This is a genomic window from Streptomyces sp. NRRL S-37 (genome assembly GCF_000721605.1).
In the GTDB taxonomy this organism is placed as follows: Bacteria; Actinomycetota; Actinomycetes; order Streptomycetales; family Streptomycetaceae; genus Streptomyces.
Map to the genome: position 1 here is coordinate 268,078 of NZ_JOIZ01000013.1, position 23,941 is coordinate 292,018.

At 74.2% G+C, this 23,941-nt stretch carries 25 protein-coding genes; 11 read left to right on the forward strand and 14 right to left on the reverse strand.

The window, feature by feature from the left end; all coding sequences use genetic code 11:
* Nucleotides 1-9 precede the first annotated feature (9 nt).
* Nucleotides 10-1,425 carry a PepSY-associated TM helix domain-containing protein gene (locus IH50_RS0120250; protein ID WP_030863947.1) on the reverse strand — a complete coding sequence of 472 codons (1,416 nt, stop codon included), beginning with the start codon at nucleotides 1,423-1,425 and terminating at the stop codon, nucleotides 10-12.
* A gap of 129 nt (nucleotides 1,426-1,554) precedes the next feature.
* Here IH50_RS0120250 and IH50_RS0120255 point away from each other — a divergent pair, with 129 nt between their 5' ends.
* Nucleotides 1,555-2,199 carry a peptide deformylase gene (locus IH50_RS0120255; protein ID WP_030863948.1) on the forward strand — a complete coding sequence of 215 codons (645 nt, stop codon included), beginning with the start codon at nucleotides 1,555-1,557 and terminating at the stop codon, nucleotides 2,197-2,199.
* A gap of 261 nt (nucleotides 2,200-2,460) precedes the next feature.
* Here the strand turns inward: IH50_RS0120255 and IH50_RS0120260 are convergent, their stop codons facing one another.
* Nucleotides 2,461-3,906 carry a dihydrolipoyl dehydrogenase family protein gene (locus IH50_RS0120260; protein ID WP_030863951.1) on the reverse strand — a complete coding sequence of 482 codons (1,446 nt, stop codon included), beginning with the start codon at nucleotides 3,904-3,906 and terminating at the stop codon, nucleotides 2,461-2,463.
* A 118-nt stretch (nucleotides 3,907-4,024) separates the two neighbouring features.
* On the opposite strand from IH50_RS0120260, the gene trxA reads away from it, so the two are divergent.
* Nucleotides 4,025-4,414: a thioredoxin gene (gene trxA, locus IH50_RS0120265; protein WP_030863954.1), complete on the forward strand. Its 390-nt coding sequence runs from the start codon at nucleotides 4,025-4,027 to the stop codon at nucleotides 4,412-4,414.
* Nucleotides 4,415-4,553: 139 nt separating this feature from the next.
* On the opposite strand, the gene IH50_RS0120270 is transcribed toward trxA, so the two are convergent.
* A complete protein-coding gene (locus tag IH50_RS0120270) occupies nucleotides 4,554-5,591 on the reverse strand; it encodes a LacI family DNA-binding transcriptional regulator (protein ID WP_037872619.1) in 1,038 nt (345 codons plus the stop codon).
* A 61-nt stretch (nucleotides 5,592-5,652) separates the two neighbouring features.
* Nucleotides 5,653-6,315, reverse strand: coding sequence for a TetR/AcrR family transcriptional regulator (locus tag IH50_RS0120275; protein WP_037872580.1), 663 nt, complete (start codon nucleotides 6,313-6,315; stop codon nucleotides 5,653-5,655).
* Between the two features lie 121 nt (nucleotides 6,316-6,436).
* On the opposite strand from IH50_RS0120275, the gene IH50_RS0120280 reads away from it, so the two are divergent.
* The gene (locus IH50_RS0120280) at nucleotides 6,437-7,000 is read left to right on the forward strand and encodes an NADPH-dependent FMN reductase (RefSeq protein ID WP_030863963.1); all 564 of its coding nucleotides are present in this window, start codon (nucleotides 6,437-6,439) and stop codon (nucleotides 6,998-7,000) included.
* Nucleotides 7,001-7,230: 230 nt separating this feature from the next.
* Here the strand turns inward: IH50_RS0120280 and IH50_RS0120285 are convergent, their stop codons facing one another.
* From IH50_RS0120285 to IH50_RS0120300, 4 genes are read right to left on the reverse strand one after another with little or no spacing between them, the layout of a single operon-like run.
* Nucleotides 7,231-8,367 (reverse strand): XdhC family protein, encoded by a 1,137-nt coding sequence (locus IH50_RS0120285; protein WP_030863965.1) that lies wholly within the window; start codon nucleotides 8,365-8,367, stop codon nucleotides 7,231-7,233.
* On the reverse strand, nucleotides 8,360-10,489 hold the full coding sequence (locus IH50_RS0120290) for a xanthine dehydrogenase family protein molybdopterin-binding subunit (protein WP_030863966.1): 2,130 nt from the start codon (nucleotides 10,487-10,489) through the stop codon (nucleotides 8,360-8,362). The genes IH50_RS0120285 and IH50_RS0120290 overlap by 8 nt, the downstream gene beginning before the upstream one ends.
* On the reverse strand, nucleotides 10,486-11,478 hold the full coding sequence (locus IH50_RS0120295; protein ID WP_030863967.1) for an FAD binding domain-containing protein: 993 nt from the start codon (nucleotides 11,476-11,478) through the stop codon (nucleotides 10,486-10,488). Before IH50_RS0120295 ends, IH50_RS0120290 begins: the two co-directional genes overlap by 4 nt.
* Nucleotides 11,475-12,032 carry a 2Fe-2S iron-sulfur cluster-binding protein gene (locus IH50_RS0120300; protein WP_030863968.1) on the reverse strand — a complete coding sequence of 186 codons (558 nt, stop codon included), beginning with the start codon at nucleotides 12,030-12,032 and terminating at the stop codon, nucleotides 11,475-11,477. The genes IH50_RS0120295 and IH50_RS0120300 overlap by 4 nt, the downstream gene beginning before the upstream one ends.
* Nucleotides 12,033-12,298: 266 nt before the next feature.
* Here IH50_RS0120300 and IH50_RS0120305 point away from each other — a divergent pair, with 266 nt between their 5' ends.
* Complete coding sequence (locus IH50_RS0120305; RefSeq protein WP_051767387.1) at nucleotides 12,299-12,913, forward strand: TetR/AcrR family transcriptional regulator; 615 nt, start codon at nucleotides 12,299-12,301, stop codon at nucleotides 12,911-12,913.
* Between the two features lie 368 nt (nucleotides 12,914-13,281).
* Here the strand turns inward: IH50_RS0120305 and IH50_RS0120310 are convergent, their stop codons facing one another.
* Nucleotides 13,282-13,932, reverse strand: a complete 651-nt coding sequence (locus IH50_RS0120310; protein WP_030863971.1) for a phosphoribosyltransferase — start codon at nucleotides 13,930-13,932, stop codon at nucleotides 13,282-13,284.
* Between the two features lie 130 nt (nucleotides 13,933-14,062).
* Here IH50_RS0120310 and IH50_RS0120315 point away from each other — a divergent pair, with 130 nt between their 5' ends.
* A complete protein-coding gene (locus IH50_RS0120315) occupies nucleotides 14,063-14,518 on the forward strand; it encodes an archease (protein WP_030863973.1) in 456 nt (151 codons plus the stop codon).
* Nucleotides 14,519-14,616: 98 nt separating this feature from the next.
* Here IH50_RS0120315 and IH50_RS0120320 read toward each other — a convergent pair whose 3' ends face one another.
* The 4 genes from IH50_RS0120320 to IH50_RS0120335 all read right to left on the reverse strand — a co-directional run bounded on the left by IH50_RS0120320 (nucleotide 14,617) and on the right by IH50_RS0120335 (nucleotide 17,118).
* Nucleotides 14,617-15,042 (reverse strand): CBS domain-containing protein, encoded by a 426-nt coding sequence (locus tag IH50_RS0120320; RefSeq protein WP_030863975.1) that lies wholly within the window; start codon nucleotides 15,040-15,042, stop codon nucleotides 14,617-14,619.
* Nucleotides 15,043-15,169: 127 nt separating this feature from the next.
* Nucleotides 15,170-15,598, reverse strand: coding sequence for a VOC family protein (locus IH50_RS0120325; protein WP_030863977.1), 429 nt, complete (start codon nucleotides 15,596-15,598; stop codon nucleotides 15,170-15,172).
* A 146-nt stretch (nucleotides 15,599-15,744) separates the two neighbouring features.
* Nucleotides 15,745-16,548, reverse strand: a complete 804-nt coding sequence (locus IH50_RS0120330) for an aminoglycoside adenylyltransferase domain-containing protein (RefSeq protein WP_030863979.1) — start codon at nucleotides 16,546-16,548, stop codon at nucleotides 15,745-15,747.
* A gap of 33 nt (nucleotides 16,549-16,581) precedes the next feature.
* The gene (locus tag IH50_RS0120335) at nucleotides 16,582-17,118 is read right to left on the reverse strand and encodes a cysteine hydrolase family protein (protein ID WP_030863981.1); all 537 of its coding nucleotides are present in this window, start codon (nucleotides 17,116-17,118) and stop codon (nucleotides 16,582-16,584) included.
* Between the two features lie 186 nt (nucleotides 17,119-17,304).
* On the opposite strand from IH50_RS0120335, the gene IH50_RS0120340 reads away from it, so the two are divergent.
* Both IH50_RS0120340 and IH50_RS0120345 read left to right on the forward strand, forming a co-directional pair.
* The gene (locus IH50_RS0120340) at nucleotides 17,305-17,727 is read left to right on the forward strand and encodes a pyridoxamine 5'-phosphate oxidase family protein (protein ID WP_030863984.1); all 423 of its coding nucleotides are present in this window, start codon (nucleotides 17,305-17,307) and stop codon (nucleotides 17,725-17,727) included.
* Nucleotides 17,728-18,005: 278 nt separating this feature from the next.
* The gene (locus IH50_RS0120345) at nucleotides 18,006-18,452 is read left to right on the forward strand and encodes a type II toxin-antitoxin system PemK/MazF family toxin (RefSeq protein ID WP_030863986.1); all 447 of its coding nucleotides are present in this window, start codon (nucleotides 18,006-18,008) and stop codon (nucleotides 18,450-18,452) included.
* On the opposite strand, the gene IH50_RS0120350 is transcribed toward IH50_RS0120345, so the two are convergent.
* Nucleotides 18,406-19,281: a TIGR02452 family protein gene (locus IH50_RS0120350; RefSeq protein WP_030863988.1), complete on the reverse strand. Its 876-nt coding sequence runs from the start codon at nucleotides 19,279-19,281 to the stop codon at nucleotides 18,406-18,408. The two genes, IH50_RS0120345 and IH50_RS0120350, sit on opposite strands and share 47 nt — an antisense overlap.
* A gap of 301 nt (nucleotides 19,282-19,582) precedes the next feature.
* Between IH50_RS0120350 and egtA the strand changes: the two genes are divergently transcribed.
* From egtA to egtD, 4 genes are read left to right on the forward strand one after another with little or no spacing between them, the layout of a single operon-like run.
* Nucleotides 19,583-20,905: an ergothioneine biosynthesis glutamate--cysteine ligase EgtA gene (gene egtA, locus IH50_RS0120355; RefSeq protein WP_030863991.1), complete on the forward strand. Its 1,323-nt coding sequence runs from the start codon at nucleotides 19,583-19,585 to the stop codon at nucleotides 20,903-20,905.
* Nucleotides 20,902-22,218, forward strand: coding sequence for an ergothioneine biosynthesis protein EgtB (egtB, locus tag IH50_RS0120360; protein ID WP_030863993.1), 1,317 nt, complete (start codon nucleotides 20,902-20,904; stop codon nucleotides 22,216-22,218). The genes egtA and egtB overlap by 4 nt, the downstream gene beginning before the upstream one ends.
* The gene (egtC, locus tag IH50_RS0120365; RefSeq protein ID WP_030863994.1) at nucleotides 22,218-22,973 is read left to right on the forward strand and encodes an ergothioneine biosynthesis protein EgtC; all 756 of its coding nucleotides are present in this window, start codon (nucleotides 22,218-22,220) and stop codon (nucleotides 22,971-22,973) included. Before egtB ends, egtC begins: the two co-directional genes overlap by 1 nt.
* Nucleotides 22,970-23,932 carry an L-histidine N(alpha)-methyltransferase gene (gene egtD / locus IH50_RS0120370; protein ID WP_030863996.1) on the forward strand — a complete coding sequence of 321 codons (963 nt, stop codon included), beginning with the start codon at nucleotides 22,970-22,972 and terminating at the stop codon, nucleotides 23,930-23,932. The genes egtC and egtD overlap by 4 nt, the downstream gene beginning before the upstream one ends.
* Nucleotides 23,933-23,941 lie beyond the last annotated feature (9 nt).

The window sequence follows — 23,941 nt, forward strand, 5'->3', positions numbered from 1 at the left end:
CACCGCGCGTCAGCGCGCCGCCGTGCCGCTCGTGTACGTGCGCCGGCCCCGGCGGTGGGCCACCTCCCCGAGCACGATGTCGACGGCGAGGAACACCGCCAGGGGGATGCCGAGCAGCGGGACGAAGTAGCCCAGGACGGTGATCGCCGCCAGCAGGGGGACGAGTACGTACGGCGGCACCTGCTGCCAGGCCCCGCGCGGGATCGGCCGGCCGAAGGCGGAGCCGCGGCCCCGCTGCCACCACATGCGGTAGCCCCACAGGATCAGCAGGATCAGGGTGAGAGCCAGGGCCATCAGGGCGATCTGGTTCACCAGGCCGAACAGGTTGCCGGTGTGCAGGTCGATGCCCCAGCGGGTGAGTTTCGCGAGGACCGGGTAGTCGTCGAACCGCAGGACGTCGGTGACCTCGCCGGAGGCGGGGTCGACGGCGACCGAGTCCTGCTTCTCGGGCCAGCTGCGCTGGATCTGCTGTACGACGTACGCGGACTTCTCGTCGGCGGGCGGCACGATCTCCACCGGGTCGCCCAGGCCCTCGGCCCGTGCCGCCGCGAGGACCTTGTCCAGGCCGACGCCGTGCGCCGCGTCGCCCGCCGTGCCGCCGGCCGCGTCGTGGCCCGCGTGTTCGCCGGCCGCCGCGGCCGACACCGAGGGGGTCTCCTGGCCGAGGGAGGTGCGCAGCTCGCCGATGTTCGCGCCGGCGTAGGTGGACCAGGTCAGGCCGGTCGCCGAGAGGAAGATGAAGCCGGCCGCGGCCCACACGCCCACCCCGCCGTGCAGGGCCAGCGTGCGGCGCCGCCCGCTGGTGCCGCGCAGCTTGCGCAGGGCGCGGCGCCGGGAGAACCACAGCACCAGTCCCCCGCCCGCGATCACCCACAGCCAGCTCGCGGCGAACTCGCTGTAGAGACGGCCCGGTTCACCGAGGTGCAGATCGCGGTGGAACTCGTCGATCCAGGTGCGCAGGGGCAGCGCGCCCGAGGAACCGTACTGTTCCAGTTCGCCGCGCACCTTCGCGGTGTACGGGTCGACGAACACGGCCAGGGTGTGGCCGGGGTCCACACCCGGTATGCCGGACAGCATCACCCTCGTGGTGGCGTCCGCTTCGGGCGAGGGGCGCACGGCGGAGACCGTGCCCTCGGGGTGGGCCTCGCGGGCGGCGGCCACCTGCTCGGACACGGGCAGCTTGCGGTCGCCGACGGGGACGGTCAGCTCATGGTCGTAGACGATCTTCTCGGCCTGGAACGAGGCGGCGTACAGCAGGCCGGTGAGGGCGGCGACGAGGAGGAACGGCGCGACCAGGACGCCCGCGTAGAAGTGCAGGCGCAGGACGAGGGGGCGCAGGCCGGTCCGGGCGCTCTTCGCGGGTGCGGGTTCGGAGGCGGGGGGTTTCGGTGCCTCGTCCGTGGGGGGCGAGAGAGCGGTGGTCATCGGTGGGGTTCTCCCGGGGACGTCTCGGCGGGCGGGGTGGTGGTGCAGTAGTCGGGGCGGCGGGGCGTCCGGTTCCCGGGAGTTTTGTGTGACCTGAATCACATAGGAAGGGCGTGCGATCCTGACGGGATGGGAACTCCGGACGATCGCGCGCCCCTGACCGAGCGGGTCGAGCAACTGCTCGCCATGAAAGGGCCGTTGCCCATAGTCGCGGCCGGTGACCCGGTGCTGCGCGGTGGTACCGAGCCGTACGACGGGCAGTTGGGGCCCGAGCTGCTGGCCCGTTTCGTGGCGGCGCTGCGGGTCACCATGCGCGCGGCGCCGGGGGTCGGGCTGGCCGCGCCGCAGGTCGGGGTGGGGCTGCGGATCGCGGTGATCGAGGACCCGGCACCGGTCCCGGAGGAGGTGCGCCTCGCGCGCGGGCGGGTGCCGCAGCCGTTCCGGGTGCTGGTCAATCCGGTGTACGAGCCGGTCGGCACCCGGCGGGTCGGGTTCTTCGAGGGGTGCCTGAGCGTGCCGGGGTACCAGGCGGTGGTGGCGCGGCCCGCCGAGGTGCGGCTGCGGGGGCAGGACGAGCACGGGCGGGCGCTGGACGAGGTGTTCACCGGCTGGCCCGCGCGGATCGTGCAGCACGAGACGGACCACCTCGACGGCACGCTGTACCTCGACCGGGCCGAGCCGCGATCGCTGTCGTCCAACCGGTCCGTGACGGAACGCTGGTCGCAGCCGACGCCGGAGGGGGCGGCCCGGGAGCTGGGCTTCGAGCTGCCGTGATCTCGGGCCGGTCCTCCGGCGGGCGGAGGCCGCCTGCCGGAGGACCGGGGTGCTCGGCGTCGGACGCCTTGGCCGTCGTCCTCTGTCGGACCGGACCGCCGGCCGTCGTTCCCCGGAGTGGTTCGCCCCCGCCGCCCCTTCCCTTCCCTTCCCTGGGGGCTTCGCCCCCAGACCCCCGTCGGCCCTTCGGGCCTCGTCCTCAAACTCCCCCAGAGGGGGCACCCCCAGACGGGCTGAAGGAGGCGGACGGGCTCATCGGGCTCAGGCGTCCCGGTAGGCCTCCAGGAGGCGGAGCCAGATCTCGCTGATCGTGGGATAGGACGGGACCGCGTGCCACAGGCGGGCGATCGGGACCTGGGCGGCGACGGCGATGGTCGCGGAGTGGATGAGTTCGCCGACGCCGGGGCCGACGAGGGTGAGGCCGCGCAGGATCTCCTCCTCGAGGTCGACGATCATGCGGGCGCGGCCCTTGTAGCCGTCGCCGTACAGGGCGGCGCCGGCGACCGAGGACAGGTCGACGTCGACGGCGCGGACGCGGTGGCCCGCCCGCTGCGCCTCGGCCAGGGAGAGGCCGACGGAGGCCGCCTCCGGGTCGGTGAAGACGACCTGGGGGACGGCGGTGTGGTCGGCGGTGGCGGCGTGCGCGCCCCAGTCCTCCGCCCGTACGGGCTCCCCGGCGGCCCGGGTGACGATGGCGGCGCCCGCGATCCGGGCCTGGTACTTGCCCTGGTGGGTGAGGAGGGCCCGGTGGTTGACGTCGCCGACGGCGTACAGCCAGTCATGGCCGGTGACGCGGAGGCTGTCGTCCACGGTGAGCCAGGAGCCGGGCTCCAGACCGATCGTCTCCAGGCCGATGTCGTCGGTGCGCGGGGCGCGGCCGGTGGCGAAGAGGATCTCGTCGGCCTCGATCCGGTCACCGTCGTCGGTGACGACCAGGACCGTGCCGTTCTCCCTGGTCACCGACTTCACCGAGGTACCGGTGCGGATCTGGGCGCCGGCCTCGGTGAGCGCCTCGGCGACCATCTCGCCGGCGAACGGCTCCATGCGGTTCAGCAGGCTCTCGCCGCGGACGAGGACGGTGACCCGCGAGCCGAGGGCCTGCCAGGCGCAGGCCATCTCGGTGGCGACGACCCCGCCGCCGACCACGACCAGCCGGCCGGGCACGGACTGCGCGCCGGTGGCCTCGCGGCTGGTCCAGGGCCGGACCCCGTCGAGTCCGGGCAGGTCGGGCAGCTGGGCGCGGCTGCCGGTGCAGACGGCGACGGCGTGCCGGGCGGTGAGGACCCGCCTGCCGCCGTCGGCGTCCGTGACGGTGACGGTGCGCGGACCGGTGAGCCGTCCCTGGCCGCGGTACAGGTCGGCTCCGGTGCCCTCCAGCCAGCGGACCTGGCCGTCGTCCTTCCAGTCGGAGGTGAAGGAGTTCCGGCGGGCGAGTACGGCGTCGGCGTCCAGGGGCCCCTGGACGGACCGGCTCAGGCCGGGGAGGCGCAGGGCGTCGGCCCGGGCGATGACCGGGCGCAGCAAGGCCTTGCTGGGCATGCACGCCCAGTAGGAGCACTCGCCGCCGACCAGTTCGCTCTCCACGACCGCGGTGGTGAGCCCGGCGGCGCGAGTGCGGTCGGCGACGTTCTCGCCCACGGGTCCGGCGCCGAGCACCACGACGTCGTAGGCGGTTGATTCCGGTTGCGTCGATTGCGTTTCCGTCATGGCGTCAGTCTGATGGGTGGTGTGCGCTGTGGCCACATGGGTAGGGGCGCGGAATACGTGACCGCCCGGCCGTGTTGTGCCGACGGCCCGACCCGACCCCAGGAAGAGGGAACGCGTGATGAGCAGCACCGTGGAGCTCACCAAGGAGAACTTCGACCAGACGGTCACGGACAACGAGTTCGTACTGATCGACTTCTGGGCGGCCTGGTGCGGTCCCTGCCGCCAGTTCGCGCCGGTGTACGAGAAGGCGGCGGAGGAGAACCCGGACCTGGTGTTCGGCAAGGTGGACACCGAGGCGCAGCCGGAGCTGGCCGCGGCCTTCGGCATCCAGTCGATCCCGACGCTGATGATCGTGCGTGACCAGGTCGCCGTGTTCGCCCAGCCGGGTGCGCTGCCCGAGGCCGCTCTGACGGACGTCATCGGGCAGGCCCGCAAGCTGGACATGGACGAGGTCCGCAAGCAGATCGCCGAGCAGCAGGCGCGGCAGGGGGAGGCGCCGGGCGCCTGAGGCGGCCTCGGCGGCGGTGGGGTGGGTTCTCGCCCCCGCCGCCCCTTCCCTTCCCGTCCCTGGGGGCTCCGTCCCCGGACCCCCGTTCGCGCCCACGCGGCGGAGCCGCATGTCGGCACAGCCCCGCGCCCCTTTAGAGTCAGCTCGACTCGCGTCGGATCACCGACGCCCCCAGCACCTTGTGGGCCCCGGGGGCCGTGGCCGGGTCGCGTACCGCGCGGTCGACCAGTCCGGCCAGTTCGCGGCCGGACGGCAGTTCCAGGTGGACGGTGCTCAGGCGGGGGCGCAGCAGCCGGCCCAGCATCAGGTTGTCGGCGCCGATGACGGCGGTCTCCTCCGGGATGCGGACGCCTTCGTCCTGGAGCGCTCGCATCAGCAGCATCGCGTACTCGTCGTTGTACGTGAACACGGCGTCGAGGCCGAGCTCGCGCCAGCGGGCGGCCAGCCGGGCGGCGGCGCCCTCGTCGTGCGCCAGGGGCAGCTCGGTGACCGTGGCGTCGGTGCCGCGCAGGGCGGCGCGCACGCCGGCCAGGCGGGGCGCGGAGAACGCCTCCAGGCCGGGCTCTCTCGGGACGACCACGCCGATCCGGCGGCGGCCCCGGTCGAAGAGGTGGGCGCCGGCGCTGTGCCCGACGACGTCGTGGTCCATGAGCAGGGTGTGCGCACCGTCGACGGGTTCGGGGCCGAGGGTGACGACGGCCCGCGCCCCAGAGCGTTTGAGCACCTCGACACCGCGCGGGCTCAGTCCGGAGCCGGGGACCAGGACCGCCACGGGCCGCAGCTCGGCCCAGGCGCGGGCGGCCTCGTCGTCGTGCAGGCCGACGGTGCCGTACTGCACGACCGTGTAGTCGAGGCCGGCGAGGGCGCTCTGGAGATCGTTGATGAACTGGCTGTAGAGCGGTCCGACGGGGAAGGCGGGCGCGGGCATCAGGACCGTACGGCTGTGTCCGGCGCGCAGGCTGCGGGCCGCCGCGTGCGGCACGTACCCGAGTTCCTTCGCGGCCTCGCGGACCCGGCGGCGGGTGGGTTCGCTGATCCGGACGGCACCGGCGTTGTTCAGGACGTAGGAGACGGTCGCGCGCGAGACGCCGGCCAGGCGGGCCACATCGGCACTCGTGGGTACGGAGCGCGTCGGTGCGGGGGGCGCGGGCGCGGGCGTGTTCGTTATCTGCACCATGACGTACGGCATCCTCGCAGAAGCCGTAACCGGGCTGTCATCCGGGGGAGTTGATACACCGTCAGCGGTCGGGCGCCTGGCCCGTCACCCGGTCGACCAGGTCCAGCCACGCGGACTCCAGCCGCTCCGGCGGCATGCCGCACTGACGTATCAGGTGGTGGATCAGGGCGGGGTCGAGCTGGGCCATCAGCGTGTGGGCGAGGACCTCGCAGTCCGCGTCCGGGACCGCCTCGCGCAGCAGCAGGGTCACGTGGTGGCACAGGACGCGGCGGGGCGGGCTGGTGAAGCGGCGGCCGGCTTCCGGTTCGGCCGCCAGTTGCAGTTCCAGCTCCTCTGCGGCGCGGCGGAGCATCGCGAGGCCGAAGGCGCGCAGCCGTTCGACCGGGGGCGCGCCCGGCCCGAGCGGCGGGGGTCCGGTGAGGAAGGCGGCCTGGAACTTCTTCTCGGAGTGGTCGAGGAGGGCGGTGAGCAGACCGGTGCGGTCGCCGAAGCGGCGGAAGACCGTCCCCTTGCCCACGCGGGCTGCCGCCGCGACCTCCTCCATGGTGATGCCGTCGGCCCCGCGCTCGGCCACGAGCAGCGCGGCCGCCTCCAGCAGGCGGGCCCGGTTGCGCGCGGCGTCGGCACGCAGGCAGGGCTCGTCGGGGTCGGTGCCGAGTTGCGGCAACTCCTGCGGCTGTACGGGGTCCTGGGATGCCGGGACGGGCGGTGGCGCGGCGGACATGAAGCCAGCGTAAAGCATCGGGAAGAAACTGGACCGCGGTCCGGTTAGAGTGCTACAAAGAAGAAACGGACCCCGGTCCGGATTGTTTCGGCAATATTTCAGCGCCCCCTGGAGTTTCCCCATGTCTGTTCGCATCCTCGCCCTCGTCGGCAGCCTCCGCGCCGGTTCGCACAACCGTCAGCTCGCCGAGACCGCCGTCAAGCTCGCCCCCGCGGGCGCCGAGGTGGCGCTCTACGAGGGGCTCGCGGAGATCCCCTTCTACAACGAGGACATCGACGTCGAGGGCACCGTGCCGGCCGCCGCCGTCGCGCTGCGCGAGGCCGCCGCGGGCGCCGACGCGCTGCTGCTCTTCACGCCCGAGTACAACGGCACGATGCCGGCCGTCCTGAAGAACGCCATCGACTGGCTGTCCCGTCCCTACGGCGCCGGCGCCATCAGCGGCAAGCCGGTCGTCGTGATCGGCACCGCCTTCGGCCAGTACGGCGGTGTCTGGGCCCACGACGAGGCCCGCAAGTCCGTGGGCATCGCGGGCGGCAAGGTGATCGAGGACATCAAGCTCTCCATCCCCGGCTCGGTGACCCGCTTCGCCGAGACCCACCCGGCCGACGACGCCGAGGTCGCCGCCCAGCTGACCGAGGTCGTCACCCGCCTCCACGGCCTCGCCGGCGAGCCGGCCGCGGCCTGATCCCCTCGCCCCCGCCGCCCCTTCCCGTCCCGAACCTGGGGCTCCGCCCCAGACCCCGCTCCTCAAACTCCCCCAGAGGGGGTACCCCCAGAGAGGCTGGAATTAGCCTCTCCGGCGTTTGAGGAGCGGGGGTCTGGGGGCAGCGCCCCCGGGGACGGGAACGGGAAGGGGCGGCGGGGGCGAAAACCCCTCACCCGACGCGGCGGGAACCGGCCCCGTGTCCAAGAAACTCAGGCAGCCGCCGACGCGGACCGCCCGTCACGGTGGATCGGCGTCCGCAGGCCCGTCAGGGGAACCCCCGTACCGCCCCGACGGCCGGCGACGATCTCCGCCGCGATGGACAGCGCCGTCTCCTCCGGAGTACGCGCCCCGAGATCGAGACCGATCGGAGAGCGCAACCGGGCCAGCTCCCGCTCCCCCACCCCCGCCTCCCGCAGCCGCCGCTCCCGGTCGGCGTGGGTGCGCCGGGAACCCATCGCGCCGACGAACGCCACCGGCAGCCCCAGAGCCACCTCCAGCAGCGGTACGTCGAACTTGGCGTCGTGGGTGAGGACGCACAGCACCGTGCGCGCGTCGGTCTCCGTGCCCCGCAGATAGCGGTGCGGCCAGTCGACCACGACCTCGTCGGCCTCCGGGAAGCGGGCCCCGGTCGCGAACACGGGCCGCGCGTCGCACACCGTGACGTGGTAGCCGAGGAACTTGCCCACCCGCACCAGCGCCGCCGCGAAGTCGATCGCCCCGAAGACGATCATGCGGGGCGGCGGCACCGAGGACTCCACGAGCAGGGTCAGCCCGCCGGGGCAGTACGACCCGTCCTCCTGGACGCGGACCGTGCCGGTGCGGCCGGCCTCCAGCAGGGCCCCGGCCTCCCCGGCCGCCGTCCGGTCCAGCTCGGGAACCCCGCCGAGGCCTCCCTCGTACGTCCCGTCCGGGTGGACGAACAGGGCCCTGCCGAGGAGTTCCGCCGGGCCTTCGACGACCCGGGCGAGCGCCCCCGGCCCGCCCCGCAGGACGGTCGACAGCGCCGCCCCGAGCACCTGCCGGGCGGGGGCTTGCCGGCCGACCGGGGTCACCATGATGTCGATGACCCCGCCGCAGGTCAGACCGACGGCGAAGGCGTCCTCGTCGCTGTAGCCGAACCGTTCGACACGGGTCTCGCCGTCCGCCAGCGCCCGGGCGCACAGTTCGTACACCGCGCCCTCCACGCACCCGCCGGACACCGAGCCGATCGCCGTGCCCTCACGGTCGACGGCGAGGGCGGCGCCGGGGCCGCGCGGCGCGCTGCCGCCCACGGACACCACCGTGGCCACGGCGAACTCCCGGCCCTCGGCCAGCCAGCGGTGCAGCTCGCCGGCGATGTCAAACACGCGGTCCTCCCGCCTCCAGTACCCGGTCGGGACGGATGGGCAGGTTCCGGTGCCGTACGCCGGTCGCGTGCCAGACCGCGTTGGCGACGGCCGCCGCCGCGCCCACGATGCCGACCTCGCCGACGCCCTTGATGCCGACGGGGTCGTCGGGGTCCGGGTCGTCGATCCAGTCCGCCTCGACCGCCGGCACGTCGGCGTGGGTGGCGACGTGGTAGCCGGCCAGGTCGGCGCCGTAGAGGCCGCCGGAGGCCCGGTCCCGGACCGCCTCCTCGTGCAGGGCCATCGAGATGCCCCAGGTCATGCCGCCCACGAGCTGACCGCGCGCGGTGAGCGGGTTGACGATCCGGCCCGCCGCGAAGATGCCGAGCATCCGGCGCACCCGCACCTCACCGGTGGTGACGTCCACGGCCACCTCGGCGAACTGCGCCCCGAAGGAGTGCCGCTCCTTCTGGGCGAGGCCGGCGAGGGCGGCGGTGGTGTCGGACCGTACGGTGATGCCCTCCGGCGGCACGACGCCTCCCGGAACGAGCCGCTCCCGCAGTTCCCCGGCGGCGGCCGTGACCGCCCAGGCCCAGGAGCGGGTGCCCATGGAGCCGCCCGCGATCCCCGCCGGGCCGAAGTCGCTGTCGCCGATGCGCACCCGGACCCGGTCGGTGGGCACCCGCAGCGCGTCGGCGGCGACCAGGGTGAGCGCCGTGCGCGCCCCGGTGCCGATGTCGGCCGCGGCGATCCGCACGGTGAAGGTGCCGTCCGCCTCCGCGGTCACCGCGGCCGTCGACGGAAGGGCACCCGAGGGGAAGGAGGCCGCGGCCGTGCCCGTGCCGAGCAGCCAGCGCCCCTCGCGGCGCGTCCCCGGGCGGGGGTCGCGGCCGGCCCAGCCGAAGCGGCGGGCGCCCTCGCGGAAGCAGGCGGCGAGGTTGCGGCCGGCGAACGGCAGTCCGGAGACCGGGCCGCGCTCGGGATCGTTGCGCAGCCGCAGCTCGACGGGGTCGATCCCGCACCGCTCGGCCAGTTCGTCGAGCGCCGACTCCAGGGCGAACGATCCGGGCGCCTCGCCCGGCCCGCGCATCCACGTCGGGGACGGCACGTCCAGCCGTACGACCTCGTTGGAGGTGCGGTGGGCGTCGGCGTCGTACATCACGCGCGCCACACCGGCGCTCGGCTCGACGAACTCCCAGACCGTGGACGTCTGGTTCAGTGAGCGGTGCTCCAGGGCGCGCAGCCGGCCGTCGGCGTCGGCGCCGAGCCGGACCCGCTGGACGGTGGGACTGCGGTAGCCGGTGAGCGAGAACATCTGACGCCGGGTCAGCACGACGCGGACCGGCCGCCGCAGGACGGTCGCGGCCATCACGGCGGACACCTGGTGGGCCCGTACGCCCTTGCTGCCGAAGCCGCCGCCGATGTGCTCGGAGCGCACCCGTACCGCGGACGCGTCCAGCGAGAACATCCGCGCGAGCTCGTCGGCGACCCAGGTGGTGCCCTGGTTGGAGTCGACGACCTCGAGCCGGCCGCCGTCCCAGAGGGCGGTCGCCGCGTGCGGCTCCATCATGGCGTGGTGTTCTTCGGGCGTGGTGTACTCGGCGTCCACCACATGGGCCGAGGCGGCGAGTCCGGCCTCCAGGTCGCCCTTCTCCGTCACCGCGGGCATGTGCCCGTCCGCCGCGTAGGCGTCCGGGCGGCCGGCGGAGAGCTCGATGTCGTGCGGCTCCTGCTCGTAGGTGACGACGAGCCGCTCGGCGGCCTCCCGGGCCTGCTCGGACGTCTCGGCGACGACCAGTGCGACGGGCCAGCCGGCGTGCGGGACCCGGTCGTTCTGGAAGACGGCGGCCGTCGGGTCCGGCGGAACGCCCAGCATCCCGATGTAGTCGGTGTCGAGGCGCGGGGCGTTCTTGTGGTGCAGGACGGTGAGCACGCCCGGCATGCCGAGCACGGGTCCGGTGTCGACGGACAGGATCCGGCCGCGGGCGACGGTGGACAGCACCAGCCAGCCGTGGGCGAGATCGGCGAAGGGGATCTCGCCGGCGTAGCGGGCGGCGCCGGTGACCTTGTCGCGGCCCTCGACGCGGGTGTGCGCGGTGCCGACGGCTCCCGCCGTGGTGGTGCCGGTCGTGGCGGTGGTCATCGGGCGGCCTCCTCGGCGAGTTCGGAGAGCACGGCCACCACGAGGTTGCGCATGAGGGTCACCTTGTATCCGTTGTCGGGCAGCGGCCTGGCGGCCGCGAGTTCGGCGTCCGCGGCCGCCGCGAAGTACTCCGCGGTGGCCGGGGCGCCGTTCAGTACGCGTTCGGCGGCGCGGGCCCGCCAGGGCCGGGACGCCACGGCTCCGAGGGCGAGGCGGGCCTCGCGGACGACTCCCCCGCTGACGTCGAGGGCGGCGGCGACCGAGCCGATCGCGAAGGCGTACGAGGCGCGTTCGCGGACCTTGCGGTAGCGCGAGCGGGCGGCGACCGGCGCGGGCGGCAGGGTGACGTGGGTGATGAGCGCGCCGGGCGGCAGGGCGGTCTCCCGGTGCGGGGTGTCACCCACCGGCAGGTAGAAATCGGCCAGCGGCAACTCCCCCGGCCCGTCGGCGGTCTCGTAGGAGACGACCGCGTCGAAGGCGGTCAGCGCCACTCCCATGTCGGAGGGGTGGATCGCCACGCAGTGGTCGGAGGCGCCCAGGACGGCGTGGTTGTGGTGCTCGCCCTCGATCGCGGGGCAACCGCTGCCGGGCGCCCGCTTGTTGCAGGGCTTGGTCACATCGGTGAAGTAGCCGCAGCGGGTGCGCTGGAGCAGATTGCCGCCGACGGTGGCCATGTTGCGCAACTGCCCGGAGGCACCGGCGAGTACGGCCTGGGCGAGGGCCGGGTAGTCCCGGCGGACGCCGGGGTGCGCGGCGAGGTCGCTGTTGGTGACGGTGGCGCCGATGCGCAGTCCGCCGCCGTCGGCCGGTTCGATCCGGTCCAGCGGGAGGGCGCGGACGTCGACGAGCCGGGCCGGGCGCTCGACGCCGTTCTTCATCAGGTCGACGAGGTTGGTGCCGCCGCCGAGGTAGCGGGCGTCGGGGTCGGCGTCGAGCAGCGCCACCGCGCCGGAGACGTCGTCGGCGCGCCGGTAGTCGAACTCCCTCATGCCGCGGCCTCCTCGGTCTCGGTCCGGCTCTCGGCGGCCGCGCGGGCGACCGCCTCGACGATCTGCACGTACGCGCTGCAGCGGCACAGGTTGCCGCTCATGCGTTCCCTGATCTCCTCGGGGGTCAGGGGCGGCGGTCCCGCCTCGGGACGCACGTCCCCGGTGACGGCGCTGGGCCAGCCCGCCGCGTGCTCCTCGATGACGGCGACGGCCGAACAGATCTGGCCGGGCGTGCAGTAGCCGCACTGGAAGCCGTCCAGGTCGAGGAAGGCCTGCTGCACCGGGTGCAGCCGGTCCCCGTCGGCCAGGCCCTCCACGGTGGTGATCTCGCGTCCGTCGGACGCGACGGCCAGTTGCAGGCAGGACACGGTGCGGCGGCCGTCGACCAGGACCGTGCAGGCGCCGCACTGTCCCTGGTCGCAGCCCTTCTTGGTGCCGGTCAGGTCGAGGCGCTCGCGCAGCGCGTCGAGCAGGGTGGTGCGGTGGTCGACGGACAGTGTGTGCTTCTCGCCGTTGATGTTCAGGGTGACGCTGCTGGACGTCGAGGGGGCCATGAGCAGCCTTCTTTCACGGATCTGGAAGGCGGAACGAGTCGATGACATGGGGCTGTACGGAAGGCGGGGTGTCCGGGACCATGCGGAAGAGGGGGAAGGGCCGGGAACACACCGGTCGTCGGGGGCATGCCACCGGGTGTCCCGCCGTCCGTGTCCGCCGATACGATGGACCCGAAACGGACAGCTGTCCGCTACCCCTGAAAACGTAGTGGACAGTTGTCCGGTTAGCAAGGACGGGTTTCGGTCACGACCCGGGAGGAGGGCCAGTGGGACACAAGAAGGAAGCGTCCCCGTGCGCACGGACACCGCGGAGCACGGCGGCGCCCCTGCGCTCGGACGCGCAGCGCAACCGCGAGCGCATCCTGGAGGTGGCCCTCGTCGAACTCACGCGCTCGGCGGACACCCCGCTGAGCGTGATCGCCAAGAAGGCGGGCGTCGGGCAGGGCACGTTCTACCGGAACTTCCCCAGCCGCGAGGCACTCGTCCTGGAGATCTACCGGTACGAGATGCGGCAGGTGGCGGACAGCGCGGCGCAGTTGCTGAGCGTGCTGGAGCCCGCCTGCGCGCTGCGCGAGTGGATGGACGGGCTGGCCCGCTTCGCCATGGCCAAGGCCGGGCTGGCCGACGCCATCCGGCAGGCCACCAGCGGGCCGGGGAGCCCGGCGAAGCCGGGACACAGCCCGGTGACCGAGGCGGCGGAACTGCTGCTGCGCCGCTGCGAGGAGGCCGGATCCATCCGCCCCGGCGTGACCGCGGACGACCTCATCCTCGCCATCGGCGGCCTCTGGCAGCTCGATCCGGCCGAGGACTGGCAGCCGCGCGCCGCCCGGCTGCTGGACCTGATCATGGACGGGCTGCGGGCGGGAGCACCGGGGCAGTGATCCGCCGGCGACCCGCCCCCTGCCGGCGCCCCTCCGGCGGGCCCCCACGGACACCCGAACGGCATGGACGCCGTCCCGCTCCCGGGCGGCCGCCGCGGGGGCCGGCTCACGCGGTTCCCGCGGGGCGGCAGGGACCGCCGGGCGGGCGTGACCGCCGCGGGCGCGGGTCGGCGGTCCGCGACGCGGGTCGCCGGTACGGCACACACGGGTGACCGGCGGGTCCGGGGCGAGACGGGCGAGGCGCGGGATCCGCGGGATCAGGGCGGCGCCGGGGCCGTGGGCGACCGCCTTGAGCATGTGCGGCCGGCGACGGCGCCGCGGCCGGGTGTGCCGGATCCCGCGGTCCCGCGTGATCCGCCGGACCGGCCCTACCGGGGCTGCCGCTGGTGCAGCGCGTCCAGGACGTCGTCGTCCGTCAGCTGGTCGAACTCCTCGTACCACTGGCCCACGGCCATGAACGCGACCGGCTCGTGCAGGCACACCACCTCGTCGGCCTCGGAGCGCATCAGCGCGACGCCCTCCGCCGCGCCGACCGGAACGGCCAGCACGAGGTGCCCGGGGTCCTGTGCCCGCAGGGCGCGCAGCGCGGCGCGGGCGGTGGAGCCGGTCGCCAGCCCGTCGTCGACGACGATGACGGTCCGTCCGCGCAGCTCGGGGGCGGGGCGGCCCTGGCGGTAGCGCTGTTCGCGGCGGCGCAGCTCGGTGCGCTCGCGCTCGACGACGGGCGCGAGGTCGGCCTCGTCGATGCCCAGCCGCCGCAGGGCGTCCTGGTCGAGGAGCGGAACCCCGTCGCCGGCCATCGCGCCGACGCCGAACTCCTCGTGGAAGGGGGCGCCGATCTTCCGTACGACGAGGACGTCGAGCGGGGCGTCCAGTGCCCCGGCGACCTCGACGGCCACGGCGGCACCGCCGCGGGGAAGGGCCAGCACGACGGGATCGGGCAGGGCCCCCTCGTCCTGCCTCTCCCGCAGCCGTGCGGCCAGTTCGCGGCCGGCCTGCCGGCGGTCATGGAACCGCATGACGGATGCCCTCCCTCCATACCGGAGACGGCACCTGAAGCACCTGGTCCGCACCCGTGTACCCCGCTCTCCGGCACTCGAAGCGCCCGGCGCCCGGCATGGGTGCGCGGTCGTCGGGCAGGCGGGTTCCATGGTCGGTGACACGAGCGACTACGGGCAGGCGCGGTGGCCGGACGAGAGCGGGCACCGGGCGGTGGCGCAGGAGGACGAGTTCCGGATCGAGGCGTGGGCGGCGAGCCGGGAGAACTGTCTGGGGGAGGCGGTGGCGGCGATGGTGGAGTGCTTCGCCGACGTCTCCGGGGTGCGGCCCACGGACGTGGGCCGCGTCCGGCTGGCCGGGGCCAGTGACGACGATCTGTTGGCGGCGCTGCTGGAGGAGATCCTGTACCGGCTGGAGGAGTACGGCCAGGTACCGGTCGACGTGGAGGCGGACGAGACCGACGACGGTCTCGACATACGCCTGGCGGTGGCCGCCCTGACCGACGTACGGGTCACCGGACGGATGCCGACGGCCGTGGCCCGGGAGGAACTACGGATCCACCCGGGGCCGTACGGCTGGACGTGCGCGCTCACGGTGGACGGGTGACAGCGGAACCAGCCTCTCCGGTGTTCGGGAAGGGGGTCCGGGGGCGGAGCCCCCGGCACGGGACGGAGCGGCGGGGCGGCGGGGCGGACAACCCGCGCTCAGTGCGTGGGCGCCGCCGCGCTGATGTCCGCCAGGGCGGAGTGCGGATCCTCCGTCGTGGCGAGATCCCCGAGACTCACCACCCCCACCGGACAGCCACCGCGTTCCACCACCGGGAGCCGCCGGACGGCGTGCCGCCGCATCAGCTCCACGGCGTGGTCGGTGGTGTCCTCGGGGTCGAGGGTCACCAGGGGCGGGCGCGTGCACAGGGAACCGACCGTCGTGGCCTCCGGGTCGCGCCCCTCGGCGACGCCCCTCAGCACGATGTCGCGGTCGGTGAGCACACCGAACAGATCACAGTCGTACGCGACGAGGACATCGCCGATGTCCTGCTCGCGCATCAGGCGCGCGGCCCGCGCCACCGTCGTCATGGGCTCGACGGACGCGGTGTCCGCGGACATCACGTCCCGTATCCGCGTGGTCATGGGCACCTCCCGGTACATGGCCGGCCTGGACTCCCCGTGTCCGTCGCGTAGCCCGCCACGCGGCGCGTAAACCGGCCGGCCGGGGGCGGGCGTGCGGAACACGCCCGCCCCCGGTCCGGCCGCACGGCTACACGGCCCCGGGAACCTCCTCGGTGACGCCGTTCAGCGGCGAGGCCGGATCGGTGCCGTACGGGAGGGTGATGGCCTCGAGGCCGTGGCCCGCCGGGTCCCGGAAGTACACGCCGCGACCGCCGTCGTTGCGGTTGATACGGCGGGGGTGCCTGCCGTGCGGATCGGCCTGGAGGGGGATCTTGGCGTCCACGAGCCGGGTGAGGATCGCGTCGAACTCGTCCTCGGAGACGAGGAACGCGTAGTGCTGCGCCGGGATGTCGATGTCGACGGTCGCGAAGTCCAGGGTGACTCCGTTGGCGGTCGTCACCGGCAGGAACATTCCGGCCGGTTCCCCGACCTCCAGGCCGAGGACGCGGGCGAGGAAACGGGCGGACTTCTCCCGGTCACGGGTGAGAACGATGGTGTGGTTGAACTCGACTGACACGAGGGCAATGCCTCCATGGGCATCCGCGGCGCCTCCATGCCTCACCCGGCCGGTGACCGGCACGCGATGCCGCGCCGGAGAGCCTAGACGGCACATCCGGCGGCTGTCGAGCCGTCGGCCGGGGGCGACGGTACGCAAGGCGCGGGTCAGGCCGGGGCGTCGTGCCCGCCCTCGGCCGCGGCTGCCTCGTCCACGCGGCCGGCCACCCAGGCCAGGAAGTCCCCGACCGCCGCCCCGGGCAGCGCGAGCGCGGACTCGCGGGGGCGTTCGAAGCTGCGCAGCGCGTCCGTGATCAAGGACCGGAAGTCCGCCTCCGCGTCGGCGACGATCCCGGCCGCCGCGCGTTTGGCGAACCAGTGGCCGGTGCGGCACCACACCACGGAGCGGCAGCCGTTGAGCACCCGGTTGTCGGCCGTGTGCCCCTCCCCCTCGGCGTGTTCCCGCACGGAGGCGCGGAGCGCGGCGAGCACGTCGGCCCGCTCCGGTGCGGCGATCACGTCCCGTACCGGAGCGCCGAACAGCGACAGGCCGGCCTGGTGGGCGAGGGAACGGTCGAGGACGTACCAGAACGCGGGCCCCTCCCCGGGGTCGTGGCTGACCCGCTCGGGCAGGGACGGTCCGGTGTTGAGGTCCATGAGGTACCCCGCGCCGCCGGACGGACGGCGGGCGAAGTCGGCCGGGTAGACGACCAGTTCCAGTCCGGCCGCGGGGCAGGCCAGGGCGGGGTGGGCGAGCGCCCCGGCCAGTTCGGGCAGGGCGCGCCGGGGAAGCGAGCGGTCCACCACGACGGTCACGTCGACGTCGCTGCGTCCGTGCCGGTAGTCGCCGAGCGCGAGGGACCCGACGGCGAGGACGCTCACCAGGCGGGGGCCGCAGACGGCGCGCGTGCGGTGGACCAGCTCGTCGAGGTAGGGGCGGACCTCACGGGGCGGGACGGGGGTACGGTGCATGGGTCCAGTGTCGGCCCGCGGGTCCGCGGCGGGTCAGTTCCACAGTTCGTCGCTGTCGCACACCCGCGCGCCCATGTTGCGTTCCATCATCCGCAGGGCGGCGTCCGCGAGGTCGGCGTGGATGTGGGCGACGGCGTCACGGGGGACGGTCACGTCGAAGTGGCGGATGTGCGCGTCGAGCGACGAGTACAGGACGCACTGCTCCGTGACCTGGCCGCACAGCACGAGCCGGTCGATGCCCTGCTGGTTGAGCAGGTAGCCCAGCGGGGTCTCGAAGAAGACCGAGTGCCGTGCCTTGACGACGAAGAGCGAGGAGTCGTCCGGCAGCAGCGGTTCCACGAGGCGCGCGTGCGGCCCCGCCAGGGCCTTGTCGAGCAGCTCGCCGTGGTGGGAGCGCCATTCGCCGAAGTTGTCGTTGACGTAGATCACCGGCACGTCCCGGCGCCGCGCCCGTTCCAGCAGGGCGGAGACGACCGGTACGACCGACTCGGCGGACGGGATCAGACGGTCGGCGTCCGCATGGTCGTAGGTGTTGATCATGTCGATGACGATCAGCGCGGTCTTGCTCATGTCCCCCGGGTTCCACCCGCGCGGGAGGGTCAGACATGTTTGCTCGCGCGACCGTGACGGCCGGGGCGGAGGCGTACGACGGCCGGCCCCGCGGGTCCGCCCGCGGGGTCTGGTGTGCCGGGTCCTGGGCGTCATCAGGGCCGTCCGGCCCTAGCCCGGCGGGGGTCCGCCGCCGACGATGGGGGAATGATCCACAGCGATGGCTTCCGGCCGCTCGACCGCCAGGAGTGCCTGCGCCTGCTGGCCAAGGTGCCGGTCGGTCGCGTCGTCTACACCCGGCAGGCGCTGCCCGCCGTCCTCCCCGTCAACTTCGCCCTGGACACGGACGCCTCCGTGGTGCTGTGCACCTCCGCCGCGTCCGATCTGGTCCGGGCGGTCGACGGCGTCGTGGTCGCCTTCGAGGCCGACGACTTCGACGCCTGGAGCCGGTCCGGCTGGAGCGTGGTGGTCACGGGCCGGGCGGCCGTGGTGACCGACCCGGCCGGGCACGAACGTCTGCTGCGGACCGGTCCCCGCTCGTGGATGCCGATGCACGACGGGGTGTTCGTCCGGATCGAGGCCGAGATGGTCACGGGCCGGGAACTCACGGGGCGGCCCGGGCCGGACTGAACCGGTGCCCGCGTGAGCGGCCCGCGACGGGCCCGTCGGTGCCGGGCCCCGCGATCCGCGCGGACGGCCGGACGGTCCCGGGGCCGTCGTCCACGCCCCCGGCACGAGCCGGCGCCCGCGCGCCGGCCGCCGGTCGCCGGGAAGGCGGCCTCGCGGGCACTCGCCGAGCGGCCCCCGGGACGGCTCGGGACGGTCCGGCCCTCCCCGCACGCCTTCCGGACCGTGTACGGAGGCGGCCGGCGTCGTCGGCCGTGTGAGGGGTGCCGTACGGTACGCCTGTGACCGCCTTCAGCCCTGAGAACGCCCCGGGCCGCCACGGCCCTTACGCCACCGTCGAGGCCGCGCCCCGTGAGGTGGGCCGGGTGCGTACCGAGTACTCGCCCGCGCACGACGGCGACCCCGACCCCGGGGAGATCGTCTGGACCTGGGTGCCCTATGAGGAGAACGACGGCCGGGGCAAGGACCGTCCGGTGCTCGTCGTCGCCCGGGAGGCGGCCGGGAGTTTCCTCGCCGTGCAGTTGTCGAGCAGGCGGCACGACGGGGACCGGGAGTGGGTGCCGATCGGCAGCGGGCCGTGGGACCGGTCGGGCCGCGACTCGTGGGTCGACGTGGACCGGGTGCTGCGGCTGCACGAGGAGGGCATGCGCCGGGAGGCGTGCGCGCTGGACCGGATGCGGTTCAACCTCGTGCGTCAGCGGCTGCGGGAGCGGTACGGCTGGAGCTGATCCCCGCCGGGCCGGGCAGCAGGTCCGCGAAGGTCCGCTCGAACGCGGCGCGGACCGCGCTGTCACGGGTGCGGTCCAGGATGCCGAACACCACGTGCGCGAAGGCGCCCGCGAAGCGTCCGCCCGGCTCCAGGTGCGACCGGAACGCCGCCGCCACCTGGGCGGGGTCGTTGCGGAACACCCCGCAGCCCCAGGCGCCCAGCACGAGCCGCCGGTAGCCGTGCGCGGCCGCGGTCTCCAGCACCCGGCCGGCCCGTACCACCAGGGCGCGGGGCACCTCGTCCGCCCGCTCCGGCGCCGTGCGCAGGATCACTCCCGCGTTGGGCGCGGGCGAGGTGAGGAAACCGGCCGTGAACGGCTCGTCCAGGAGGCGTCCGCGGTCGTCGCGGAAGACCGGCACGGCGGGTGAGTGGATCACCCGGTCCGTGTAGAACGGGTCGCGGTGGGCGCGGTGGTGGTCGTAGAAGTCCGGGGCTCGCAGCAGGCAGGTGTACAGCGCGGAGGCGCGGCACAGGGCCTCCTCCTGGGCCTGGGCGCCGTTGAGGTATCCGCCGCCCGGATTGCGGGCGGAGGCGAAGTTCAGCACGGCCACACCGTCCGCGAGCCGCCGGGCGGCCTCCAGGCTGCTCTCGCCGGTGACCTCGAACCGGGTGCCGGCCGGCCGGAACGCCGGGAACGGGACCGGCAGCGGCCCGTACGTCCGCGTTCCGCGGGCCGCGGCCTCGACCGCCGCCCCGATGGACACCTCGTGGCCGCCGGGCGCGCGGTAGGCACCGGCCGCCACGATCCGTTCGGTCTCCCGGGCGATGCCGCGCAGGCGCGCGCTCACGGCGCCACCCCCGTAGCCGCCGTGACCCCGCGCCGCGCGGTCCCGCTCGTCGTGCTCACGCAGGCATCCTGAGCGATGCTGGTGAGGCGGCGCAACGGAGTTTCCGCCTCCGGAGAAGGCCCGGGAAACGGGCGGGAAACCGCCCGGGAACAGGACGGACGAAAGGATGACGGACCCGGAACGCCCCGCCAGGCGCTCTTGTGCCCGCCGACGCGAAGGTTTTGGCTGGACGGGTTGACGCCGGCCGGGAGCGGCGAAGCTCCCGGCCGGTGACATGGTGGAATCTCAGGAGGATCCCGACATGTCCGATTCGGCAGGCGGCTGTGTGGAGCCGCGTACCGCCGTCACAGAAGCCGAGGTGGAGGCCCTGGTGCGGGGCATCTGCTTCAAGACCGGACCGCCGCGCCGCCTCGGTGTCGAGGTGGAATGGCTCGTCCGCGAGCTGCGGGACCCGCGGCTCCCCGTGTCACCCGAACGACTCGAAGCGGCCTACGCCGCTCTGCGGACCGTGCCCCTGAGGTCGGCGCTCACCGTCGAGCCCGGCGGCCAGCTGGAGCTGAGCTCGCCGCCCGCCGCCTCCCTGATGGAATGTGTCCGTACCGTCTCCGCCGACCTGGACGCCGTCCGCGCGGTGCTGCGCGAGGACGGACTGGTCCTCACCGGCCTCGGCCACGACCCCTGGCGCGTTCCCTGCCGCTTTCTGCGGCAGCCGCGGTACGACGCCATGGAGGCCTGTCTCGACCGCACCGGACCCGCCGGCCGGGCCATGATGTGCGCCTCCGCCTCCGTGCAGGTGTGCGTGGACGCCGGGTACGAGGAGCCCGGCCCGCTCGGCCACGTACGGCGCTGGTGGCTGGCGCACCAGCTGGGCGCGGTCCTGGTCGCCGTGTTCGCCAACTCCCCGCTCTCCGGCGGCCGGCCGACCGGCTGGCTGTCCACGCGACAGCTCCGCTGGACGCAGATCGGCACCGGCCGGGCGGGCGGCCCCGTCCTCGACGCCGACCCGCGCGGCGCCTGGGCCCGGCACGTCCTGGACTCGCCGGTGATGTGCGTACGGCGTGACAGCGGGCCCTGGCACGTGCCGGACGGGCTCACCTTCCGGGAGTGGACCAGGTCCGGCACCCCCGGACCGCCGACCCGGGAGGACCTCGACTACCACGTCACGACCCTGTTCCCGCCGGTGCGGCCGCGCGGCCACCTGGAACTGCGCATGATCGACGCGCAGCCCGGTGACGACGGCTGGATCGTGCCGCTGGCCGTGGTCGCGGCGCTGTTCGACGACCCGGAGGCCGCCGAGACCGCCTACCGGACGGTGAAACCGCTGGCCGAGCGGGCGCACGGCATGCCCGCGCCGCACAATCCGCTCTGGCGGGACGCGGCCCGCGTCGGCCTGGCCGACCCGGAGCTGCGCGAGGTAGCCGTCACCTGCTTCGCGACGGCACTGGACGCCCTGCCCCGGCTCGGCGCCGGCACCGAGGTGGTCGACGCGGTCGCGGCGTACCGGGACCGGTACGCCGCCCGCGGCCGCTGCCCGGCCGACGACTCGCTCGACGAGCTGCGGGCGACGGCCCGCGCCACGCGCCCCCGCCCCACGCACCCGCACGGGAAGGACACCCCCTCATGACCGACCCCGCCCTCGACGCCGAAGCCCTGCGCGAGCGCGCGGTCGCCTCGCTGGTCACCGCACGGGACCGCACCACGCTGCTCACCAGCTGTGTCGACGGTCCCGACCTGACCGCCCAGCACTCGCCGCTGATGTCGCCGCTGGTGTGGGACCTCGCCCACATCGGCAACCAGGAGGAGCAGTGGCTGCTGCGGGCCGTCGCCGGGCATGAGGCGATACGGCCCGAGATCGACTCGCTGTACGACGCCTTCGAGCACCCGCGCTCCGAACGTCCGAAGCTGCCGCTGCTGCCGCCGGAGGAGGCCCGCCGGTACGCGGCCGACGTGCGCGGCCGGGCGCTGGACGTGCTGGAGAGGGCCGCGTTCCACGGGACGCGGCTGACGGAGGCGGGCTTCGCCTTCGGGATGATCGCGCAGCACGAGCAGCAGCACGACGAGACCATGCTCATCACCCATCAGCTCCGCAAGGGTCCTCAGGCGCTGACCGCCCCGGACCCGGAGCCGGTGCCGCTGTTCACGGGCCCGGCCGAAGTCCTGGTCCCGGGCGGCCCGTTCACCATGGGCACCTCGGACGAGCCGTGGGCGCTGGACAACGAACGGCCCGCGCACCGGCGCGAGGTGGCGCCCTTCCGGATCGACACCACCCCGGTGACGAACGCCGCGTACCAGGCGTTCATCGAGGACGGCGGCTACGACGAGCCCCGCTGGTGGACGGCCGAGGGCTGGGCGCACGTCCGCCGCAACTCCCTCACCGCTCCGCTGTTCTGGCGCCGGGACGGCCGGCAGTGGCTGCGGCGCCGGTTCGGCGTCACCGAGGTGGTGCCGCCCGACGAGCCGGTGCTGCACGTGTGCTGGTACGAGGCCGACGCCTACGCCCGCTGGGCCGGGCGCCGGCTGCCCACCGAGGCCGAGTGGGAGAAGGCGGCCCGGTACGACCCGGCCGGCGACCGCTCGACCCGCTACCCGTGGGGCGACGCCGACCCCGGACCCGAGCACGCCAACCTCGGCCAGCGCCACCTGCGTCCGGCGCCCGCCGGGAGCTATCCGGCCGGTGAGTCGCCGCTGGGCGTACGGCAGTTGATCGGCGACGTGTGGGAGTGGACGGCGAGCGACTTCCTGCCGTACCCGGGGTTCAGGGCGTTCCCGTACAAGGAGTACTCGGAGGTGTTCTTCGGTCCGGAGTACAAGGTGCTGCGCGGCGGTTCGTTCGCCGTGGACCCGGTGGCCTGCCGGGGGACGTTCCGCAACTGGGACCTGCCGGTCCGGCGGCAGATCTTCTCCGGGTTCCGCACGGCACGCTCGGAGGACGTCTGATGTGCCGTCATGTGGCGTACGTGGGGCCCGCGGAGCCGCTGGGCGAACTGCTCGTGAGACCGCCGCACGGACTGTACCGCCAGTCCTGGGCGCCCCGGCGGCAGCGGTACGGCACGGTCAACGCCGACGGCTTCGGCGTGGGCTGGTACGCGCAGGGCGATCCGGTGCCGGCCCGGTACCGGCGGGCCGGACCGGTGTGGGCGGACCTGTCGTTCGCGGATCTCGCCCGTGTCGTACGGACCCGGGCGCTGCTCGCGGCCGTACGGGACGCGACCCTGTCGGGCGCGGACGCGGAGGCCGCGGCGGCGCCGTTCGCGGCCGGGACCTGGCTGTTCAGCCACAACGGGGCGGTGCCGGGCTGGCCGGGGTCGCTCGCGCCGCTGGTGTCGTCCCTGCCCGCCGAGGACGTGCTGTCGCTGGAGGCCCGCAACGACTCCGCGTTCGTGTGGGCACTGGTGCTGGCCCGGCTGCGGGCCGGTGACGAGGAGGGGCAGGCGCTGGCCGACACGGTCCTGGAGGTCGCCGCGGCGGCCCCCGGGGCCCGGCTCAACCTGCTGCTCACCAATGGCGACACCGTCACGGCGACCGCCTGGGGCGACACGCTGTGGTACCTCACCCGGGCCGGCGGCGGAACCGTCGTGGCCTCCGAGCCCTACGACGACGATCCGCACTGGCGCGAGGTCCCCGACCGCACCCTGCTCGCGGCGAGCCGTACGGACGTCCTGCTGACCCCGCTCAAGGAGCCCCTCACGTGAGTCCGTTCCATGTCACCCGCACCCTGCCCGAGGACACCACCGACGCCGCCCTGCGCGCCGACGTCCGCGAGGGCCTGGCCGGCAGCCCCAAGACGCTGCCGCCCAAGTGGTTCTACGATGCGCGGGGCAGTGAACTCTTCGAGGAGATCACCGCGCTGCCCGAGTACTACCCGACCCGCGCCGAACGCGAGATCCTGCGCGCCCGCGCCGGTGAGATCGCCGCGGCGTCCGGTGCCCGCACCCTGGTCGAGCTGGGCTCCGGCTCCTCGGAGAAGACACGGCACCTGATCGACGCCCTGACCGGGCTGCGCGCCTATGTCCCCGTCGACGTCAGCGAGAGCGCCCTCACCCTGGCCGGGCGGGCGCTGGCCGCCGAGCGGCCGGGGCTGGACGTGCACGCGATGGTCGCCGACTTCACCGCCCTGCCGGCCCTGCCCGACACGCCGGGGCCGCGGCTGGTGGCGTTCCTCGGCGGCACCATCGGCAATCTGCTGCCGGCCGAGCGCGCCGCGTTCCTCGCCTCCGTCCGCGCCCTGCTCGCCCCGGGCGACGCCCTGCTGCTGGGCACGGACCTGGTGAAGGACGAGAAGGTGCTGGTCCGGGCGTACGACGACGCGGCCGGTGTGACGGCCGCGTTCAACAAGAACGTCCTGTCCGTCATCAACCGGGAGCTGGGCGCCGACTTCGACCCGGACACCTTCGACCATGTGGCGCTGTGGGACGCCGGGCACGAGTGGATCGAGATGCGGCTGCGCTCCCGTATCACGCAGACGGTGAAGATCCCCTCCTTGGGACTCGCCGTGGACTTCGCGGCGGGCGAGGACCTGCGCACCGAGGTGTCGGCGAAGTTCCGCCGGAACGGAGTACGGAAGGAGCTGGCGGCCGCCGGACTGGAGCCGGTCCGGTGGTGGACGGACGGGGAGGCGCGGTTCGCGCTGTCCCTGAGCGTCGCACGCTGACGGGAACGC